Source organism: Prosthecobacter gellanilyticus (assembly GCF_007992435.1).
GTDB lineage: Bacteria > Verrucomicrobiota > Verrucomicrobiia > Verrucomicrobiales > Verrucomicrobiaceae > Prosthecobacter > Prosthecobacter gellanilyticus.
The window spans coordinates 246,926-266,723 of the sequence record NZ_BKAG01000001.1 but is presented as its reverse complement, the minus strand read 5'-3'; the positions used below and the strand labels follow the sequence as shown (position 1 = coordinate 266,723).

Annotated in this window: 17 protein-coding genes; 10 read left to right on the top strand and 7 right to left on the bottom strand. The window is 54.6% G+C overall.

Going from position 1 to position 19,798, the window contains the following annotated elements:
* Positions 1 to 121 precede the first annotated feature (121 nt).
* The 4 genes from BGE01nite_RS01075 (at position 122) to BGE01nite_RS01060 (ending at position 2,252) form a co-directional block, all read left to right on the top strand.
* A complete protein-coding gene (locus BGE01nite_RS01075; RefSeq protein WP_146848400.1) occupies positions 122 to 727 on the top strand; it encodes a hypothetical protein in 606 nt (201 codons plus the stop codon).
* 186 nt (positions 728 to 913) lie between these two features.
* A complete protein-coding gene (locus BGE01nite_RS01070) occupies positions 914 to 1,192 on the top strand; it encodes a YgaP-like transmembrane domain (protein ID WP_170266509.1) in 279 nt (92 codons plus the stop codon).
* 111 nt (positions 1,193 to 1,303) lie between these two features.
* Positions 1,304 to 1,906, top strand: a complete 603-nt coding sequence (locus tag BGE01nite_RS01065; RefSeq protein WP_146848398.1) for a cysteine hydrolase family protein — start codon at positions 1,304 to 1,306, stop codon at positions 1,904 to 1,906.
* 115 nt (positions 1,907 to 2,021) lie between these two features.
* Entirely contained in the window at positions 2,022 to 2,252 is a 231-nt protein-coding gene (locus tag BGE01nite_RS01060; protein ID WP_146848397.1) for a DUF3008 family protein, read from the top strand.
* Positions 2,253 to 2,406: 154 nt separating this feature from the next.
* Here BGE01nite_RS01060 and BGE01nite_RS01055 read toward each other — a convergent pair whose 3' ends face one another.
* Positions 2,407 to 2,913 (bottom strand): YciE/YciF ferroxidase family protein, encoded by a 507-nt coding sequence (locus BGE01nite_RS01055; protein WP_146848396.1) that lies wholly within the window; start codon positions 2,911 to 2,913, stop codon positions 2,407 to 2,409.
* Between the two features lie 201 nt (positions 2,914 to 3,114).
* Positions 3,115 to 4,557: an NAD(P)H-dependent oxidoreductase gene (locus BGE01nite_RS01050; protein ID WP_246145642.1), complete on the bottom strand. Its 1,443-nt coding sequence runs from the start codon at positions 4,555 to 4,557 to the stop codon at positions 3,115 to 3,117.
* 321 nt (positions 4,558 to 4,878) lie between these two features.
* On the opposite strand from BGE01nite_RS01050, the gene BGE01nite_RS01045 reads away from it, so the two are divergent.
* Positions 4,879 to 6,375, top strand: a complete 1,497-nt coding sequence (locus tag BGE01nite_RS01045; RefSeq protein ID WP_146848394.1) for an FAD-dependent oxidoreductase — start codon at positions 4,879 to 4,881, stop codon at positions 6,373 to 6,375.
* A gap of 327 nt (positions 6,376 to 6,702) precedes the next feature.
* Here the strand turns inward: BGE01nite_RS01045 and BGE01nite_RS01040 are convergent, their stop codons facing one another.
* On the bottom strand, positions 6,703 to 6,987 hold the full coding sequence (locus BGE01nite_RS01040) for a hypothetical protein (RefSeq protein ID WP_146848393.1): 285 nt from the start codon (positions 6,985 to 6,987) through the stop codon (positions 6,703 to 6,705).
* Positions 6,988 to 7,654: 667 nt separating this feature from the next.
* Here BGE01nite_RS01040 and BGE01nite_RS01035 point away from each other — a divergent pair.
* A complete protein-coding gene (locus BGE01nite_RS01035; RefSeq protein ID WP_146848392.1) occupies positions 7,655 to 10,192 on the top strand; it encodes an excinuclease ABC subunit UvrA in 2,538 nt (845 codons plus the stop codon).
* A 202-nt stretch (positions 10,193 to 10,394) separates the two neighbouring features.
* Here the strand turns inward: BGE01nite_RS01035 and BGE01nite_RS01030 are convergent, their stop codons facing one another.
* The 3 genes from BGE01nite_RS01030 to BGE01nite_RS01020 all read right to left on the bottom strand — a co-directional run bounded on the left by BGE01nite_RS01030 (position 10,395) and on the right by BGE01nite_RS01020 (position 13,986).
* Positions 10,395 to 12,143: a recombinase family protein gene (locus BGE01nite_RS01030; RefSeq protein WP_146848391.1), complete on the bottom strand. Its 1,749-nt coding sequence runs from the start codon at positions 12,141 to 12,143 to the stop codon at positions 10,395 to 10,397.
* Between the two features lie 165 nt (positions 12,144 to 12,308).
* On the bottom strand, positions 12,309 to 12,917 hold the full coding sequence (locus BGE01nite_RS01025; protein WP_146848390.1) for a hypothetical protein: 609 nt from the start codon (positions 12,915 to 12,917) through the stop codon (positions 12,309 to 12,311).
* A gap of 349 nt (positions 12,918 to 13,266) precedes the next feature.
* Positions 13,267 to 13,986 (bottom strand): hypothetical protein, encoded by a 720-nt coding sequence (locus BGE01nite_RS01020; protein ID WP_146848389.1) that lies wholly within the window; start codon positions 13,984 to 13,986, stop codon positions 13,267 to 13,269.
* A 480-nt stretch (positions 13,987 to 14,466) separates the two neighbouring features.
* Between BGE01nite_RS01020 and BGE01nite_RS01015 the strand changes: the two genes are divergently transcribed.
* The 4 genes from BGE01nite_RS01015 (at position 14,467) to BGE01nite_RS01000 (ending at position 18,269) form a co-directional block, all read left to right on the top strand.
* The gene (locus BGE01nite_RS01015; protein ID WP_170266508.1) at positions 14,467 to 15,306 is read left to right on the top strand and encodes a hypothetical protein; all 840 of its coding nucleotides are present in this window, start codon (positions 14,467 to 14,469) and stop codon (positions 15,304 to 15,306) included.
* A gap of 136 nt (positions 15,307 to 15,442) precedes the next feature.
* On the top strand, positions 15,443 to 17,035 hold the full coding sequence (locus BGE01nite_RS01010) for a DNA polymerase (protein WP_170266507.1): 1,593 nt from the start codon (positions 15,443 to 15,445) through the stop codon (positions 17,033 to 17,035).
* A gap of 9 nt (positions 17,036 to 17,044) precedes the next feature.
* Positions 17,045 to 17,371, top strand: a complete 327-nt coding sequence (locus BGE01nite_RS01005) for a hypothetical protein (protein WP_146848386.1) — start codon at positions 17,045 to 17,047, stop codon at positions 17,369 to 17,371.
* A gap of 133 nt (positions 17,372 to 17,504) precedes the next feature.
* On the top strand, positions 17,505 to 18,269 hold the full coding sequence (locus tag BGE01nite_RS01000) for a recombinase family protein (protein WP_246145631.1): 765 nt from the start codon (positions 17,505 to 17,507) through the stop codon (positions 18,267 to 18,269).
* A gap of 415 nt (positions 18,270 to 18,684) precedes the next feature.
* On the opposite strand, the gene BGE01nite_RS29770 is transcribed toward BGE01nite_RS01000, so the two are convergent.
* Entirely contained in the window at positions 18,685 to 18,909 is a 225-nt protein-coding gene (locus BGE01nite_RS29770) for a helix-turn-helix domain-containing protein (RefSeq protein WP_343203730.1), read from the bottom strand.
* Between the last annotated feature and the right edge of the window lie 889 nt (positions 18,910 to 19,798).

The window sequence follows — 19,798 nt, the reverse complement described above, 5'->3', positions numbered from 1 at the left end:
CATGCCTGATGAAAAGCTCATCACCCTGCCTGACCATCGACGCCAAGGCCACCGCGCTGCCACCTCTTCATCCTTCACCCAATCCGCCGCACCTCGCTGCCGCGAATAGATCTGTGTGAAGATGAAGACCGCGCGCCTTTCGCAGATCATCGCCAGGTGCGGGAAGCCCGACCTGCATCTCGTGCTCGTGGATCCGAAGAAAGACCGCGCACTGCAGGCCGCCGTGAAGGCTCACAAGGTCATGACCCTGCGGCAGAACCTCAAGGGCACCCAGGCTGACCGCGGCATCGTGGGCTTTGATCCCGGCCCCAGCCGGCAATACCTCATCTTCCCCAAGTCCCTGAAGCCTTTTCAGGATCGCGATGTCGTCGGCATTCACTACGATCTCTTCAGCGAGGAGCCCGTCAGGCCGCCTCCCGCCGTGAGGCCCGTGAAGAAGAAAACCCGAACCGCCACCCGGCCACATCCACCGAAGCCGCCAAGGCCTAACAAAAAAGCCGCCAAAGAGAAGCCCGCCCGCGCAGCCGCTCATGAGCCACCGGCGAAAGAAAAGATCCTCCCCTTCAAGCAAGAGAAGACCAAGAAGGCCGAAGAACCGCCCAAGCACAAAGACCCACCGGAAGTCGCCGCCATGAAGACCCAGATCAAGCGCGCCATCACCGCTCTCAAGCAGGGCAAACAGGTCGCCGCCTTCCATGTCCTCCAGCGCATCGTGGGAGAGGGGTGAGCGCCTCGCTCCCACTTCATTTGGCGAAGCCGACTCAGGCCCGGGACCTATTCCCGCCTGAGGCCACACATCTTGGCATGCGACATCACGGCCAGCCGGCACACTTCTGACGAATCAGAGTGAGGCGCACCGATGTCGGATAACAAACATTTGGATAATCCCAACCCAACTCAGCCCAAACCAGCCATGTCCCTCACCTTCCAGCCCTTTGACCACATCCCGAAGCTTGATGAAATCGGCAAAAGCCTGCACAAAAACGTCTCGCCTCCGGAGCAAACCCTCTCCGCCCTCTCAGGCCTCGCCCTCCTCGGCCTCGGCTGCATTCAGTCCCGGGGCAGCCTGCGCCTCCTCATGCTCGGCACCGGCACTGCCCTCCTCGGCCGCGCTTGGACCGGCCACTGCCCCGTGTATGAGGAGCTGGACATCCGCCGCCGTAAAGCTGCATTGGCAGAGCAAGGCAACTAACACACACTGCGGCATGAGTGCATCTTTGGGAGTTTTAGTGGGTGGTATGGATTAGTGCTGCGGTGCGTAAGCGTGCAGGCGCAAACCTGACGACGTGCGATTCAAACGACCATGGCTTCAAAACGGCACCGTGCTGGCAATGTGGCCCCCGACCGGAGTGGCTGCGTTCTCTTGTTGATTGATGTGATCAATGATTTTGAGTTTCCTGAAGCCCGTCAGCTTCTGCGCTATGCATTGCCAGCTGCGAAGCGAATCGCCGCTCTCAAGCGCCGCCTCGGTGCTTCTGGAATCCCATCGATCTACGTAAACGACAATTTTGGACGTTGGCGCTCCGACTTTAAACATCAGGTTGAACATTGCCTTCGAGGGGAATGCTTGGGCGCCCCCATCGCAAAAATGCTCATGCCGACTGAAAACGATTATTTTGTGCTCAAGCCCAAGCACTCTGGCTTTTACTGCACCTCGCTGGACCCTTTACTTTCCTCACTGGGCGCGGAAAGGCTGATTCTGGTTGGATTTGCGGCAGATATTTGCGTACTGTTCACAGCTAACGACGCTTACATGCGCGATTACCAACTGATCGTGCCCGCCGACTGTGTGGCCGCGGAAACCTCCGCAGCTCACCGCTATGCTTGCCAGCAAATGCAGCGCTTTCTGCGTGCGGACACCCGGCAATCCCGTGCACTCACACCGAAACGCCTTCGGACGGGCTGATGCCTTCATATTCTTCGTTAGTAACATCGGCGTTACCGCAGCCTCTTGAACGACCGACGCTGCATCATGTGACATTCCGTGCATCCGGAGGCGTGAGACGCCACGAAATGCGAGTATGCCAGCCAAATCCAAGAAGCAACAGATGGCCGCAGGTGCCGCTCTCTCGGCGAAACGTGGCGAAAGCTCCAAATCCTCTCTGCGTGGAGCTTCACGCCAAATGGCCGAATCGATGAGCGAGGCACAGCTTGAGGAGTTCGCTTCGACCAAACGCAAGAAACTCCCCACCAAGAAAACAACTGCCAAAAAGGCCAAGAAGAAAACAACAGCCAAAAGAGCGCAGGGGTGATCCCGGAAGCGCCGCCGCTGTCTCCAAGAAAGCACCTTCACCCGTACCTATGGTCGACGTATCGCCCAGAATGGCTAGGTATTGATTGAATGAAGGAGGTCGCGCAGCAACGCAGCAGACACCGGAGCCATCGATCTCCGGAGCCTGCCGGTTGCTACGCATCTACCAATGCGGCATCAGCTTTCGTGTTAACGGCTGTTTCAGCAATTGTGGTTAATAGTTTGTCCGCTGCTTTTTCTTCCTCTAGTGTTTCTGATAACAGCTTCACTGCTTCGTCATACCCCAGACATTTCGCCAGGGCGCGTGCGGTGCCATAGCCCGCGATTTCATAGTGCTCCAGGCGTTGTGCAGCACCAATAAGGCCTGCGTCCCGGACATGATCGTCTGCATCCTCGCTGATCAGCTCCTTGCCCTCTCGGATCAGGCCTTCCATGCCTTTGCATTTATGCCGACCAAATTTGATGTCGCAGGACTGCGCGATCATTTCTAAGCGCGCCACATGGTTCATGGTCTCCGCTAAATGAGCCTCAAAACACTCGCGCAGCTCCTCATCGGAGGCAGCCCTGACCATGCTGGGCAGAGCCTTCGCCAATTGTCTTTCCGCGCTGTAGAGATCCGTAAGTTCATGCACCAAAAGATCATGGAGATTTTTCAGTTTCATAAGTATCAGCAGGGTTAGTTGGATTTGCTGAGTTAATTCGAAAGGCTTTCGGGAGTGGTCTTGCGAGAAAGCTCACTTTGACCGTCCCTGATTAAACTTTAGGGTGCTAACCTGTCATCCTTGGACAAGGCGCGGAACCCGCCCGGACAGTGCGGATGCCTCAAGGCGCTCTCAGCCTGAATGGGTCAATTTCGACACCAGTTAATGAGGCCATGCAAACCAGAACATGTAGGTTAGGGCTATCATGAGAAGCCCATCGATGCGGCCAGCACGCGGGTTCTGATGGAACATGGACAGCGCTACCAGGAGCACGCTGCCATGCATACACTGCGCGATCATAAGCCACACGGGATGGGGGGCCAAAATCATGGACATGGCCGCTGCCACGACCGTGGTCGCCAAGGCGAACTTCACGGCCGTGCGTCGACCGAAACGAGCAACCAATGTTTGCTTGCCGCAAGCAGAGTCCGCCTCTAGGTCAGGGAAGCCTGCCAGCGTGATGGAGGGCAGGATGGCAAAGAACATTGGCGCTGAGATCAGCCACGGCTGCAAAGCGAGGCCGCCTCCTTGAGACACATGACCCAGCATCACCAGCAAGACGCTATGGGTGAATGCCACCACCACCTCTCCGCAGGTGCGATATGCCAGCTTCAGCGGAGGCGCGGAGTAGCCAAGGCCGAGCAGCAGGGCCACGGGTAGCAGCGTGAAGACACCCGCCAGGTTGGCTCCCGGAATGAGCACTGCTAAAAGGACGACGATGCAGAGTCCCCACGCCGCCACTTTCCTTCCGGACCGAAGCTGGCACTCACTCAAGGCTCCCTCGGCCAGCACACGCGAACCTCCGGTGAAAGGTCCGCTGTTTCGGTTCGCAGCATCCGTCTTCGCATCATGAATCTCGTTGGTGATCACAGACATGCCTTCCACCAGCCAAGCGCCGGCCCAGCCCAGCAGATAAGCACGCCAGTAGAATGTCCGGCCACTCGCCGCCGAACCGCTCACAGCACCTGCCGTCAGCGCCATCCAGGGAAAGAGGTAGAACTGCGGGCGCAGCGCCTGCAGCCAGACGCGCATACGTGGCCTCCAGCCACTGCGAAGGGTTCGGTCTAGCTCAGCGCCAACCTGCCGTGCCCCTTGCAGCCATCGCCGCCTCATTTCTGGCGTAGAATCTCGCAAAATAGAAAGCAGCCGCACCTTCACCGGGCGGATGCCGCAGAAGCCCAGCGTGCCATCTCGTAATGCACGAACGCTAGGCGCGCCCAGGATCCAGCGATAGACCCACAAAGGGGTGTCGAGTGTGGAAATCATGGTGGCCGAACGTCCCTGGAGCAGGCCCTCATACTCTCCGTCATCACGTTCCTGAAACGCAAAGCCACATCTCATAACGCGGTCTATCCACCCCTTCAACAATGCTGGCATGGTGGCCCACCAGACTGGATGGATGATGACAAGATGCTCGGCCCACAAGATATGTTGCTGTGCTTGCACGAGGGTGGGTTCCAGCTCCTGCCCCTTTTCATTTAGATCAAAATCGAGGTCACGTAATGTGAGCATTCTCACTTCATGGGAGGCCGAAGTCGCTCCCTCCACCACGGCTTCTGCTAGTGCTCGGCAAAAACTGTCCTCTCGTGGATGCCCGTCAATCACTAGCACACGGTAGATGCGCAGATGGCTGTTCCGAGAGAATGGAAGTTCGTGTGACACACCACGATTCGTCTCGGCAGGTCTGTGTGGGTGTCTTCAGCTTCCCATCATCTGCGAGCGACAGTGATGACGGGGCGGCCTTCACAAGGTCCCCATTTGGCAACGCCCCCGATGTATAGTGTTTTTCTAGCATCAGCGTATCGGGGCTGCGGTGATGGCGACGTAGCATAGCGTAAAGAACGTTGAACATAAAGATGAGACACGGCTGCCTTTCACAGGGACGGATCTCCCTCGTCAACATCCGCTTTGACCCAGAATCAGCTCATGAAACACGAAACCATCTGGAAGCTTCCTGAACCCTCTGCGTTCCAGCCTTTGAGGCATGATGTGCACACGCAGGCCCTCATCATCGGTGGAGGCATTACAGGCGTCACTGCCGCCTACCTTCTAGCAAAGGCGGGGAAATCCGTGCTGCTGCTGGAGAAAGGCGCGCTAAACGCAGGCGAAACGCAGTTTACGACGGCCCACATCAGTTATCCCACCGATGCACGACTCAAAGATCTGGTGAAAAAGTTCGGCCACAATCATGCCGAAGCCATTTGGGATGCGTGCCAGGCATCTGCAGAGCAGATCCGGCGAAACATCTGCCAGCAGGAGATCGACTGTGATCTCCGGCATGTGCCCGGTTATCTCTACACGGCTGAGGATGCTAACACCGAGGACGAGACCAAGCACCTCAAAGAGGACGCTGAGCTGGCCCAGCACATGGGTTTCGACGCCACGTATGAGGAGCACTGCCCGGTGACAAGGCGGCCTGCGGTGCGCTTTTCAAATCTCATGAAGTTTCACCCCACGCGCTACACCACAGCCCTGGCCCAGGCTGCTGCGGGCATGGGTACGCAGATCTGTGAGGAGAGCGAGGCCACGGATTTTGATCCCGAGAAACGGCTCGTCCGCTGCAACGGCCATGAGATCACTTATGAGCACATCTTCATCGCTACGCATGTGCCGCTCCAGGGCGGCGCCGGCACGCTGGGCGCCATGCTGCTGCAGACGAAGCTGGCCGGCTACTCCACCTATGCCATGCACGCCACACTGCCCCCGGACTCAGCTCCTGAAGCTCTCTGGTGGGACACTTCAGATCCCTACTTTTACTTCCGCGTGGACAAGACCGAGACAGGTCTTCAAATCATCGCCGGAGGTCAGGATCACAAGACAGGCCAGATGGAGGACACCGAAAAATGCTACGCCGCTCTGACCGCGCAGATCCTCCATGCATTCCCCTCCGCCCAGCTCACACAGCGCTGGTCCGGCCAGGTCATCGAGACCGTGGACGGCCTGCCCTACATCGGCGAGTATGCGGAGCAGTTTGTGGCCACCGGTTACTCTGGCACAGGCATGACTTTTGGTACACTCGCCGCCATGATGTTTGCCGATCATGTGCAGGGAGTCGCGAATCCCTGGACGGATCTCTTCCGCATTGATCGCAAAGAACTCTCCAGCACCTGGGACTATCTGAAGGAGAACAAAGACTATCCCTTTTACCTAGCCAAAAGTATGTTCGCCGGAGAGAAGCGCCAGCCTGATGAGCTCGCGAAGGGCGAGGGAGCCGTGCTCAAGCATCAAGGCAAGAAAGTCGCCGCCTCGCGTGACCAGGAAGGAAAGCTCACCGTGCTCAGCGCCATCTGCCCGCACCTCGGCTGCGTGGTGGCCTGGAACCAGGCAGACGGCACCTGGGACTGCCCTTGTCATGGATCACGATTTACAACTCACGGAAAAGTGATGGCCGGCCCTGCCGAATCGCCCTTGAAACCCGTTTGATAGATCTTAACGATGGAAGTGGCCTCTGAATCCAGTAAAGCGGGCCTCCTGGTGTGACCCTGCCATAAGTTCTTCGTTCTGGGGGATCTCAACTCAGTCCAAAAAGTGTCTAGCTGGCAAGTCGGATGTATGCAAAAAGCCGGCCTGCAGGTCGAACAACTTCCCCACCCATGAGGTATTTATGACCTGCAAGACGGCGTTTCCTTCGATGGCAGAGGTTCAAATGGGTTGAAGTTCGTTTTCCTCCCCCAAGATCTATTTAGAGCCCGGCTGTAAGCCAACGGGGGAGACGACACTAATTCGCGCCCCCTCCCCCCACTTGAACAATCAAGACGCGACTTTCTTTGTCTTCGCCCAACGCTTCTTTTGCGCCTGTGCAATCTTCTCTCGAGCTTCCGGGGACATAGCTCGCTTCACCTTCTTCTTTGCAGCTCTACTTTTGACTGCATCACTGCCATTAGTAGAAGCCTTTGCTCCCGGCTTGCGCCCGCGTCTCGCTCCTCCCCCTTGTCCTAACAGAGTATCCAGCTCGACTTGGAGTTTTTCAATTTGTTCATGAATTTCAACAGCCCGCTTGAGCTGTTCCAACGAGTACACGGTGTTCTTTGCCATAGGTAGTAACTAACCAATATGGCTAGGCTGGCGTCAACTGCCATCGATAGCAACCATCTGTGCCCAGCATTCCTTGCCATGCTAAGGCGTTCACTTGTTTTGCGATCGCAGATCCTCAATTCACAAAGGCGTCTTTGGCAGCCTTCATACGCATTCCCTCCACCAGTCATTTCGTTGAAGAGCTGCAATAGCTAATTCGGGGAGATTTAGTGCAAGACCCACGACGTGGAGACAATGCTGCACCCGAAGCATTCCTCATTCCCTGAGCAACACTGCAAAGATTGACCCAGTGCGATATCGCCTGCCATCAAGTTTGTTAGCAGGAACTTTTCAAGACTACACGCGCCGGCATCCTTTATTCCGCTTCTCGTCTCCTTCCCCTGGTTCGATCACCTTTCTCAGCATGACTGATCTTTGCCAAGTTTCGCTCCCGTCGTCCTGAGGTGAAAGCTTTCGCTTTAAGCAGAAGAGGGAAGAAATTGGAGCATTCTGCCCTTTGCGCTGACACAAGGACCAGAAACACAGCAAAGTCGCCAGTTCTTTAATTTGCGCCTATATGCTCCCTGCACCGAAGGAAAAATCACAAGAGCAAGCGTGGAAACCGCATAGCAACCGATTCCAGAAGCACCTTGGGTAGCACCATCCGTTGCGAGCATGAACTGTGACCATGAAATCCGATGTCCATAAGCTCAAACCACCAACGCCGCTTCCAGGCAGCAGTGGATTCGTTCGTGTCCGTGGTGCAAGAGAACATAATCTAAAAAGCGTGGATGTTGATGTGCCCCGCGATGCCCTTGTGGTTTTCACGGGCGTCTCAGGATCGGGAAAATCCTCTCTGGCGTTTGGCACGCTCTACGCAGAAGCGCAACGCCGCTACCTGGAGTCCGTAGCCCCGTACGCGCGACGACTCTTTCATCAAATGAATGTGCCACAGGTGGATGAGATTGATGGGCTGCCGCCCGCCGTGGCCTTGCAACAGCAACGTGGTTCACCCACTACCCGCTCTTCGGTGGGCAGCGTGACCACCCTGTCCAATCTGTTGCGCATGCTTTATTCGCGGGCTGGCGATTACCCTTCCGATCAACCTCTGCTCTACGCTGAATCATTCTCACCCAACACGCCGGAAGGCGCATGCCCGAAATGTCATGGTCTGGGCCGTGTGTATGAAGCCACCGAACATTCGATGGTGCCGGATGATTCGCTGACTATTCGCGAACGCGCCATCGCCGCCTGGCCTCCGGCATGGCACGGCCAAAACCTTCGCGATATCATCACAACTCTTGGCTATGACATCGACAGGCCTTGGCGAGAGCTGTCCAGAAAAGACCGAGATTGGCTTCTTTTCACTGATGATCAGCCCACCGTGCCAGTCTATGCCGGCTGGGATCACGAAACGATTGTCGAAGCGATCAAACGCAAAGAACCGCCCAGCTATATGGGCACCTTCACCGGAGCCAGACGCTACGTCATGGAGACTTTTGCCAAGACGGAAAGCGCCTCAATGAAAAAGCGTGTCGCTCGCTACATGATCAGCAATGATTGTCCCTTGTGCGACGGGAGGCGGCTGCGCAAAGAATCCCTATCCGTGAAGTTTGCCGGCCTGGATATCTCGGAGATCTCAAACCTACCACTGAAACGCGTGGCGGCTGTGATCCAGCCTTATGGCGAAGGGACGGTGAAAGGATGGAATAAGCTGGCTAAGTCTCATCCGGAGAAAACAGTGGTCACCCAACGCATTGCCCGGGATCTCGCGGCAAGGATTGAGGTCATGTTGGATCTCGGACTAGGGTATCTGGCGCTAGATCGCAGCACACCCACACTTTCGCCGGGAGAACTGCAGCGGCTGCGGTTGGCCACGCAGGTACGATCCAATTTGTTCGGTGTCGTTTACGTCCTCGATGAGCCATCCGCAGGTCTGCATCCTGCCGATACCGAAGCACTGCTGACTGCGCTTCACAAACTAAAGGCGGCTGGCAACTCGCTGTTTGTGGTCGAACACGAACTCGATGTCATTCGCAAAGCCGACTGGATCATTGATGTTGGTCCAGCAGCAGGTGAGAAAGGCGGTGAAATTCTTTATAGCGGGCCACTTGCGGGCCTTGAGGATGTGGCCGCTTCCGAAACCAGAAAACATCTTTTTCAGGCCTCGAGTTCGCACGAAAAGATACCGCGCGCACCCCGGGACTGGTTGCGACTTGAGGGAGTGACACGCAATAATCTGAATCAACTCCACGCTGAGTTTCCTTTGGGTGTTTTCACGACGGTCACCGGTGTTTCCGGTTCAGGGAAATCCAGTCTGGTAAGCCAAGCTCTGGTAGAATTGGTCGCCGAATATCTCGGCCATGAAGTGCCGGTTGATGAAGAGGAAGGGGAAGAGCTGGAACGCACTGCGTCAGCCCCCACGGGCGGCGTGATCGTCAGTGGCATGGCAACCGTGAAGCGCCTGGTAAGAGTGGATCAGAAAGCTATTGGCCGCACACCCCGATCCAACCTCGCTACCTACACCGGCCTGTTTGATCATGTGCGTCGACTCTTCGCCGATACTAAAACTGCGAAGGCGCGTCGTTATAATGCTGGCCGGTTTTCCTTCAATGTGGCCAAAGGTCGTTGTGAGAACTGTAGCGGCGAAGGCTTTGTTTTTGTGGAGCTGCTCTTCCTGCCCAGCGTTTATACCCCATGCCCCGCATGCCACGGGGCCCGATACAACGCCAAGACCCTGGAGATTCAATATCGCGGCAAAAACATTGCCGAAGTACTTGGCCTCACGGTAGAGGCCGCATGGCACTTCTTCATGGACGATCCACAGCTTTCACGTTCTTTGGACGTGCTGCGTCAAGTGGGTCTTGGGTACTTGCGATTGGGCCAGCCTGCCACCGAACTTTCCGGTGGTGAAGCCCAGCGCATCAAACTTGCCACGGAACTTCAGCGCATTGCACGAGGCACTACTCTCTACATTCTGGATGAGCCCACCACAGGGTTGCACCCTTCAGATGTCGAAAAGCTTATGACCCAGCTCCAGAGCCTCGTGGAGGCAGGCAACACAGTCATCGTTGTGGAGCACGACATGCAGGTTGCAGCCGCCTCGGATTGGGTTATCGACATGGGGCCCGGCGCAGGCGATGAAGGGGGACGCATCGTTTATGCAGGCTCGCCTTCTGGAATCAGCGAGGCGCAGGAGAGCCGGACGAAACCGTATCTCATCTGATTGCAATGACCCGCCAATCAATGCTTCACCCTTCGTGTTGTCATTTGTGACCTCGTTCTGAAAGCTGAACGAATTGGGCATGATTTGGTGTTGGTAGATAAAAATTAGCACCCCTCTGGAAAGCCAAGGCTCGTGGCGTCTTAGCTTCCAAGCAGCTTTCGAGCTTTCGACCAGTCTAGCGTGATAATGATCGAATCATCGTTCACTGGCTCTCGGTGGATTGGTTTGGGCTGGCTTGTTTACTTTTCGCCTTGGCTCTCCGCTTTTCGTGTCGCATCCGCTCCTGTTTCGAACGGCACGGGTTGCACCGATTCAGGTTCCGGTAGAACTCCTGTTGGGCTTTGACTTCGTCGCACGTGATACAGCGCCGCTGACCTGGTGGTAGTGTCGCCTGCTCCTTACCAACTTGAATAGGCTTCGGAAGCAGAATGGTCGTGGAAGCTGCTGATTCGGGACTGGCAGCGGTCAGGGCTACGGGGCGAAAACGGAAACTCACGAGTTGATTGTGGCGCACGTGGATTTCGGAAAAGAGCTCATGAATGATTTTCTTCTTCTGGCCTTTGTCATCGAGGGCTTTGAATCGCCGAGCCCCTTTGATCACGAGCCGTGCCATGGCTTTCAATTCATCTTTGTCTTTGGAGCTCGACGAGCGGGTTGCCTGCTCTACGGCCGCCCGCTTCTGTCGGATGGCTTCACGCTTTTGCCGCAGCTCGTCCACCGAAATCGCGCCTGCTTCATAGGCTTCTAACAGGCGCTTATCCCTTTTGGAGAGCTCGTCAAGTTGAGCGGACGGAGGGGCAACTTGCGCAAAGGGAGTGACCACTTCCGATGACCGCTGGAAGCTTTCCGCAAGCAAAGATGTCAGATGCTCTTCGCTGCGGAGGATGGTGGAAGCTAGCTTGATGATGGCTTCATCCAGATCGTCACGATTTAAGTTGCGCTGCTTACAGCCGCCCAGCTGAGCCTTGTATGAGTAATGCTGTGCCTTGCACTGATAGTAGCCCGCCTTTTTTCTGACCTCATTGCACTTGCCACTGACGCAGTACAAAGGACGTCCACAGCATCCACAGAAGGCGATGCCCGTGCCAATGTTAACGGTGTCGTTGGATCTAAACTCATTGATGAAGTTAAATTTTGTAATCGCCATCTCGGCCTGCACTCGTTGAAAGCATTCCTCAGAAATGATTCCGTCGAGGACTTTAAGTCTGATGACTTCCGACTCAGCCCGGGCAACTTTGACACGGTAGAGCTTGCCACTCACGCTCTTTCGTTTCGCACCTCGCTTTTTGTCGATCACCCGCCACCCAGTGTAAATGGGATTGCGAAGGATGCACTTTACTGATGCTGAGCATAGTCCGACCTCACGGCCTAACTGACTGTAGTTTCGAACTCCTCCAGCATCGAATCTCTCGAACAGAAGCTTTACACTGCTGATGTCAGGTGTGTAATGCCACTTCTCTTCTTTACGATCATACCCAATCCCTAATGGCATGGTTACCGCGCTGCTCGGACATTTGCCTGCACGACGCTTAGCCTCTTTCGCGCCTTGCATGCGCTCCTTTATCAGACTCAGCTCAAACCCGGCGATTGCACTTCTAATAGACGAATAGAGCAGCCCGTTGGCGGTTGTCAGATCATACTCGGTATCGCCAGCGTAGATCTTCGCGCCCATGTCGCGAAATATTTGCAAGGCTGCGAAGGACTGTGGCTCATCTGGACGGAAAAGGCGGTCCAAGTCGGCCACCACTACTCCTTTAATCATCCCACTCGAAATCATGCTGTAGATCCTCAGCATGTCCGGGTGGCTGGCGGCAACAGTTCCTGAAACATGAAGTTCAACCACTTCCAGGCAATGGAGCCCTTTGGCACCCACCGCCAGTCGAATCACCTCACGCTGACGTGCTAAGCCTGCACGCGTTTCCCCAGCTTGCATTTCTGTCGACACACGCACGATTCCCACCACAGGAGTTCCATCCTGTTGGATTATAGCAGAGATTGCACTTCCAGCCACTGAGGTAATAAAAATTAGCTAACCTAGCTGCGCAAGATTGCGCCTTATGAAGGTAAGGCAGAACGTCTCATGGATGGCCGCCACCCATGAGACGTCGGGTCCTCACTATGGATTGAAGGCTCGGCCCAAGCGGCCAGCATCGCGAAGAAGCTCACAGATTTCGTCCTTTGTGAACTTTCTGATGCGCTGAACTAATGCATCACGTGCCGCTTTCTTGGTGGGCACTATTGGCCGTCTGATGACTTTGAACTCTGCGGGTTCACTGGTAAACACTTTTACCTCTTGTTTATCACCGATCTGGATCACAATGCGTGGAGGGCCTTCGCGAGGGGTGAGTGGCCCTGATTTCAAGGCTTGTGCCCATTCAAATTTATACTCTGGATCACCCGGCGGTAGCATGAGCATGTGCGATGGCCAGCATTGAGGGTCAAGGTCGTATCCCGGGTCTGTGCCATAAGGTGTTTGCAGGCCCATGTAGGCGGAACTCCGGAGCCCGTGGGGCCGGCCTACAAGTCGTTCGACACCTATGGTTCTCCTCATTTCGCCGGTCCGAATGAAAGTTTCCCACAGCTCGTTGAGGAGGAGCCCAGCCTCGACACTTCCTTCTTCAAAAAGCTGTTCATTGAGAGGCAGCAGTTTGCCAAATTCCAGATTCACCATGGCGTCATGAACTTCAAAGCTCAGGTCATCGATATTAGGTTTCGTCTTTTTCATCTTTAGTTTGTTTAGGTTCTTGTTTGTTTTTCGGCACCCCTTCATCTCCTGGTGAGAATATGGGTGTCAAAGATTGTTAGGTCATGATGAGGGATCGGAAGAGCTCAGATCTTGCCTCTGGACTCCCTGGCGAATATCAGCTAGCCGTCGTGCGGCGGAGATGATCTCGCCTTGATCATTCTGGCGGACGCGAGTAATCAGTTGTTCAATCACCTCTTCCTCGGCTTTTACCGACTCGGTCAGAGCGGTGAAGAGTGGGGATAGAGTGGAGTGCGATGAGACCAGCGGCATGAGGCCACCTTGCCGGATCACACCGCATCTTCAGTAGGGCGATCAAATCTTTGACGTCTTAATCCGATTCAGTGAAAACTCGCTCGATCAATTTCACGAAGTTACGACGGGCCTCGTAAGTGCTGGAGTGCCTGACATCATTTAACTCTCGTACCGCAGTGGGCATCGCAGCCCCCAGCCATTCTTTCACTCCCGAACCCTTATGTTGCGAGACGGAGTAAAATGCACCTCCGAACAGTTGGAGTATAATTGGGTGGCTGGGACCGAGTCTTCCAGATTTAGCAGCGGCAACGCATTCCATGAAATCGCTAGCCATCGATTTTGCTCCGTCGTGCTCGATGCGCGCTAAAAGTTCGGCCCCACCAAAGCTACGACAGGAAGTTTGGATCAGCTCATCAAGGGCTTGATCGCACGTTACCTTACAGCGCTGCAAGCAAATCAGCGAAAGTTGCATGATCAAAAACCCTAGCTCAACCCTTGTGGAAGTGGCCCTTGATCCCAGTGACGCCTTTAGTTCCACACTAAGATAATCCGTCTTGGAAGCTTCATCGCATACAGCAACAATTTTCCTCCGCCACCCTTCTAGCACCTCTTCTGCAGGAGTGTCACTCAGCGCAGCCTCGGCTACTTTAGCCTTAAACGCTTTGATGTTCTGGACTCCCTCGTAGAGTCTCTCAATGATGTTCAGTTGAAAGCCCCAGCATTTGCTCTGTAAAATAAACGTTGGGTTAATTTTAGAGGCAGCAGTAGCGAGGTGATTTGGGGTTTGGTCCTTCATGGACCTTTTCCAAAATCATGACAGGTGAAGCCCTGTGCCTCTCTGGGGGGAGCTTAGTGCACTCGCGCGGCAACCGCTGGTGCTCCTCAATTGTAATTGCGTTTCCAATAGCCTTAAAACCAACGGCATAGCCGTAAAATTGAGGCTGCTGTAAGGTGTAAGTAACCCGTGCTGGGCCCTGCCATAAAGTGGCAAGACCGGCCATAAAATGGCAGGCCCTGCCACTTTATGGCAGGGGCCGCTTTATGTTGGGGAGCCTGCCACTCTAGGCAGGTCGGCCCTATGACGGCTACCCCTGTGGTTTGGTTGTCGTGCGTTAGGCAGAGATAGCTCACCGCCGGCAGGAAGTAGGGGCGCCTCAATTTGCAATTAACTTTCGCCCCTCTATATCATGGATGCGGGGATCTTGAAGGCCACTGTCAGACGTTGACATTATGATGCGACATACGTGACCTATGCTCCGAGCGAGAGGTCAAGATTATGAAACCCTACACGGGTCTTGCGACAGCCGGGAATAGCCCGGTTTTAGCGCTTAGCCCGATGGCGTTCAGGACGTCTCACCTCAAAGATCTATGTCCAAACAAGGCCGCAGAATGCGTCCACACTAACTACTACATGGACTCGAGCAACACCTACATCGATGACGTTTCGAACAAAGCACCGACCCCTATCTCACCTCCGGAGACCCGTCGACCACTTGACACTTCCCACTGGGAGCGTGCCAATAAAGCCCAGGGACTTTTGGCCAAAATGGGCGCCGATGAATCGCCGCGAATTCCTCCTAGGCCATTGCAGCCCTGTCGGCTTGCAGATATGCGGATCCAAGAAGCCGCAACAGATGCGGGAATCCCCGTACGAACCGCTGATATTTGCAAGCCAAATGCCCAAGTATGGTTTCGATGTCTGGGTGAGGAGCAACATTGGCATTTGTTCCATACCTTCACGCCACAGGGCGAGTCCGATTCTATTTATTTTGTTAGTCCAGATATTGTCGATCAACTTGGATCCATTGTTCGGACGAAACGATTGGTGCCATACATTACTTTGCAGTCGCTGATACGATTCTGGCCCATCACTGAGTCCGGCAGATTCAATAGTTGGAATGATAGTGCAAGAGAGATTGCAGGCGCTGCTAGACTTGAATGGAGAAGAATGACGGCAAGCCTTACGCGCGGCCGCTACGAAAGTCTTAGGCCTTCTCGTCCTAAACCCGACCCGGAACCGGTGTATCAAGAGGAGCTTGATGCACTTTTAGAGAGGGCCCTAGCAGATAAATGGATTTTGACCCTCGATCATCCCGCTGTGCGCGACTTGTTTTAACACTCCTGGTTCTATGCTTTCGCAGTTTGATCAGATCTGGCTACTCCATTTTGAGTTTCGCCATATACCCGGGGAAGTTCCTGAACCATTGTGTGCTGTAAGCAAGAATCTCCTAACTGGGGTAACCTCACGATGGATGCACACGTCACCGGAGACTGACTCTGCAGTTTACGGCTATGGCACCAATGATTTGGTGGTTGTCTATGCAGGCGAAGCTGTAGGACAGTGCCTACTCGAACTGGAATGGCCGCTGCCTGCACAATGCTTGGACTTATTGTCTCTATTTAGGCGATCCTCAAACCACTTCGGCGCCAGGACAGGAAGGCGTCTTGTTGATGCCTTATCGTTTTTCCAGCTCGATGGTTGGACCGCCGTTGAGAGGGAAGAAGTTAAAGCTTTAGTTCATCATGGGCCACCTTTCACAGGTAGCGAGATAAAACAGCTTCTAGCGTCCTGTCATGCCCATGTCGAAGCTCTCCGACGCCTGTTACCTCTCTTGCTGAAAGACATAACGCTACATCATGCACTGCTCATGGGCCGCTATACGATGGGTGCCTTGTCAGCGATCGAGCGTGCTGGCGTTCCGGTGGATAGCTTACAGGTAAAACAGCTTGTTGTCGCGAAGGACCGCGTCATACGAGACCTGACCATTGACGTCAATCAACAATATGGCGTCTACGACAATGGCAGGCTGATCGAGGTTCGGCTGGCAAGTTATTTGGCTAGGCAGGGTATTTCATGGCCTCGGTCTGTCGGGGGTACACTCGATATGAAAGACGATACCTGGAAAGCAATGGCTGTGGCGTATCCAATCCTCTCCCCTCTTCATGAGTGTCGGAAGACCATTGCAGCGCTTCGCTGCTGGTCGCCATCAATCGGTGTGGATGGACGGGTCCGGACGGCTTTAATGCCATTTGCTGCAAGGACGGGACGCAACCTGCCGAGCACCAGCAAATACCCTTATGCGTGGCCAAGGTGGATGCGCGCGCTCATTCGTCCTCCGACTGGACGCGCCTTGATCACTATCGACTACGATCAGCAGGAATTTTGTGTGGCTGCAGCCTTATCGAAAGACGAGGTCATGATGTCAGCTTACAGCAGCGGCGATCCCTATCTCCAAATGGCGCTGTCGGCTCGGGCGATTTCCGTGGGCACCACTCCTCACGAACGATCGAGGATCCGTGAGTTATATAAAACTGTTTCCATCGGGATGTTGTACGACATTACCGAACACGGACTGGCCTTTCAGGTGGGCGGGAAAGCTCATGCCCGAGATCTCATCGCCAGCCACAGGACGCTTTATCCTTCATATCATCGATGGCATGCAGATCAGCTAGACCGCCTGCTTTTGGGGGGGGCGCTGACAACGCCCTTTGGCTGGACAATATCGCGGGGGCCAGTGGCGGATGACGATCTAAATCCTCGCAGTGTTGGGAATTGGCCTATCCAGTCTGCGGCGGGAGACATCCTCAGGATTGCGTTGATCTCACTCGTTGAAAATGGCCACAATATAGTCGCCGCCGCACATGACGCCGCCATTGTAGAATGTGATCTCGACGAAGTGGAAGCCGTCAAGGCTTGTGCCTCTCAAATCATGGTGGAGGCGAGTGAGGTCGTCTTGGGTGGCGTGGGTTGCAGGGTAAGCGCCACGGTCACAGTAGGCGGGTCAGACCCTTGCCAAATCGACACCCCACCCATGCTGAGAAGAATCATTTCACGACTCAATTGAAGGTAACTCATGAACAACGACGACTACGATCCCGGCATACCTGTTGAGGTGGGCCGACCAGCGCCCTTTGTTTGCGCCCCCGTCAGGTGGTTTGCTCTTGCCAACTCTTGTGCCGAGCCCACTGCCGCAAAAGTAGCACCGCTGGTCTGGTTTTTAAGTTCGGTAACAAAACAAAAGTCATTCTCAGTCAGCAACATACAGGCCGAGAAGTTTAGTATTGATCGGAAGCAAAAGGCCGCAGGCTTGAAGGCCTTGCAGAGGGCAGGGCTCATCTCAATCGACACGAGTCCAGGCAAGAGCGCGTTCGTTTCTGTCTTGTGGTCACCTGGCATATAGATCGCCAACCACCTGGCCAGTCAGCCGCCACCCGGGTAGTTATTATAATGATTTAATCATATCAACCGTGGTAAACCCACACCTAACAATGTATGCGAGAATAGTTGCTGGTCTTGTCGCAGTTGACCCCGATTTGACAGAATTTAATTGGCATGTTTTATTTGCGCTCATGCAACCTCAAGCAATCGAACATTCGCTGCCACGGTATTGCTTATACTTCCGTGTCAGCACTCAAAAGCAGGGCGAGAGCGGGTTAGGCCTCGATGCCCAACGCATGGCAGTAGCTCGGTATGTGGCGGGTCACCCAGGTAATGTCCTCAGTGAGTTCACAGAGGCTGAATCAGGAAAGAAGGCCAGTAACAGACCTGCTTTGATGGCTGCTTTGGATCTCTGCCGCAAGCAACGTGCGACTTTGCTTATTGCAAAGTTGGATAGGCTCGCTCGCAACGTTCACTTTATCTCGGGCTTGCTGGAAGCTAACGTTTCATTTGTGGCCGTTGACCAGCCTACCAAGGACCGGTTTATGATGCATGTCCAAGCTGCTTTTGCGGAAGAGGAGGCACGTAGGATATCGCTGCGCACACGGGAGGCCCTTGCGGCTGCCAAGCGAAGGGGCGTTGTGATTGGCGCAACGGGAAGTGTGCTCGCGCAGCAGCATAAGCAACAGGCCGCTGACTTGGCGGAGCGGTTCCGGCCCTACTTTCAAAGACTGGCGCATCAAGGTGTGCGGACTACCGCCGGATTCCGGGACGGTCTTAACGCGGAACACGTTCCCGGACCCGGAGGAGGTTCATGGCACCTTCCCAACACCTATCGGACGCTTAAGCGTCTGCACATGCTTGACCATCTCGTGAGATTACATCCATCCCCCACCAACCGACTCCAACTCGCCAACTGAACTCCGCATGAATATACTCCCACACCATATCGCCTCCCCAGAGTTTATAGAAAGAATCAAAGCACGACGTCGACCCGTTTCGCGTGAAGAGGCGTACGCGCAATATGATAGAATCTGCGGCACTCGCCGCGAGAAGAGGCCGCGCCGAGATGAATCTTTTGGTAACCATGTCACCAATGACGAGTCATTTCTCAAGGAATTGCCACCGAGCATGGATGTTTCCTCCGGCCAAGACGGCTAGGGGCGTAAGTTTCGCCAGTGTCCGTCCTGCGTAACCAGAATTGGCACGTTTGCACTCGCTTGCTATATTAAAGCAACGCTCCTGCGTTCGGGTTATCGTGCTCCTGATGGTAAACCAAGTGCGGACGTCTGGGTGGTAAGCAGCTGATAGACACTGTTAAATCACTGCACCAATCTAACTCATCAGATCGTCCCACGAGCAATCTAAGCTTTTCTGTATGCGCCTCACGGTGGTGATCAGGATGTTCTTATCCCCCGCTTCGATTTTCTGTAGTGAACGGGTATGCAAGTCAGTGAGGTCAGCCAATTCCTCTTGAGTCATGCACTTCAGTGTTCGAAGCCGCCTGACAGCAGCACCGAATTTCCTGAGAGAAGCTTGCTCTTCCGAGTTTAAGGGCACGCATCAGCAGAGGCGAGACCCGTTAAAATGAACACGCCCCAATGGGGCGTAAAATCTGTTGACGTGATCTTATGTGTCCAGGTAGCGTAGATGCGTATGAGTCCTCATGCCGGTCTTCCTCAGCCATCTGAACTTCCGCCCCCAGAATCAGTCGGGCTACCTGATCGACACACGCATGCCTCGAGCTACAGGGAAATGATCCTCGAGCATCACTTCATCAGTCAGTTCCTGCTTCACATTTGGAGCAGCAGTCCCACGGAGTCGCTCCCAGAGATCAGTCATTCGGAAGTTGACGACAATGGGTATGACCTAGTGATCGAGTGGAGACGTCTCACAAGGCATATCCAATTAAAGAGCTCAATTACAGAAGGAGCATATGTGAGAGTTAACACTACCTTGTGCAATAAGCCGAGCGGATGCGTTGTCCTCATGACATGCGCCCGTGATCTGACAGGAGTTCGCTACTCGTGGTTTGGGAACCACAACGGAGAGCCCTTGGCGCTTCCGGCATGCAGGCCAGCAAGACACACCCGAGCCAATAGCCTTGGCGTAAAAGGACATTCGAGGAGCGCTGTTATGCTTCCTCGCGCTACGTTCATGGCAGTGGGGGGAATTTCGGAACTTGTGAACCAGATGTTCTCGTTGAAAACAACTCTCCGACGTGAAGGGATTGCGTGTAGTGCAGATCAAATTTAAATTGTTGTCTATCAGCGATTTACGATGACACAATACTCAATCATTTGCCCAACTTGTTCACGCGTACTCACGGTCAACCCTGGTTGGGAGGGACAGGGAGTAAATTGTCCGCTTTGTTCAGCTCCGTTTACGATGCCAGCGCGGCCGGCCCCTTTCGTGAACCCAGAGCAACTGATGTCACCAACATCCCAGG

What these genes read in the sequence shown, in the direction of transcription:
- BGE01nite_RS01075 (WP_146848400.1), top strand. Translation starts at nt 122, where the DNA reads ATGAAGACCGCGCGCCTTTCGCAGATCATCGCCAGGTGCGGGAAGCCC.
- BGE01nite_RS01070 (WP_170266509.1), top strand. Translation starts at nt 914, where the DNA reads ATGTCCCTCACCTTCCAGCCCTTTGACCACATCCCGAAGCTTGATGAA.
- BGE01nite_RS01065 (WP_146848398.1), top strand. Translation starts at nt 1,304, where the DNA reads ATGGCTTCAAAACGGCACCGTGCTGGCAATGTGGCCCCCGACCGGAGT.
- BGE01nite_RS01060 (WP_146848397.1), top strand. Translation starts at nt 2,022, where the DNA reads ATGCCAGCCAAATCCAAGAAGCAACAGATGGCCGCAGGTGCCGCTCTC.
- BGE01nite_RS01055 (WP_146848396.1), bottom strand. Translation starts at nt 2,913, where the DNA reads ATGAAACTGAAAAATCTCCATGATCTTTTGGTGCATGAACTTACGGAT.
- BGE01nite_RS01045 (WP_146848394.1), top strand. Translation starts at nt 4,879, where the DNA reads ATGAAACACGAAACCATCTGGAAGCTTCCTGAACCCTCTGCGTTCCAG.
- BGE01nite_RS01040 (WP_146848393.1), bottom strand. Translation starts at nt 6,987, where the DNA reads ATGGCAAAGAACACCGTGTACTCGTTGGAACAGCTCAAGCGGGCTGTT.
- BGE01nite_RS01035 (WP_146848392.1), top strand. Translation starts at nt 7,655, where the DNA reads ATGAAATCCGATGTCCATAAGCTCAAACCACCAACGCCGCTTCCAGGC.
- BGE01nite_RS01025 (WP_146848390.1), bottom strand. Translation starts at nt 12,917, where the DNA reads ATGAAAAAGACGAAACCTAATATCGATGACCTGAGCTTTGAAGTTCAT.
- BGE01nite_RS01020 (WP_146848389.1), bottom strand. Translation starts at nt 13,986, where the DNA reads ATGAAGGACCAAACCCCAAATCACCTCGCTACTGCTGCCTCTAAAATT.
- BGE01nite_RS01015 (WP_170266508.1), top strand. Translation starts at nt 14,467, where the DNA reads ATGAAACCCTACACGGGTCTTGCGACAGCCGGGAATAGCCCGGTTTTA.
- BGE01nite_RS01010 (WP_170266507.1), top strand. Translation starts at nt 15,443, where the DNA reads ATGCACACGTCACCGGAGACTGACTCTGCAGTTTACGGCTATGGCACC.
- BGE01nite_RS01005 (WP_146848386.1), top strand. Translation starts at nt 17,045, where the DNA reads ATGAACAACGACGACTACGATCCCGGCATACCTGTTGAGGTGGGCCGA.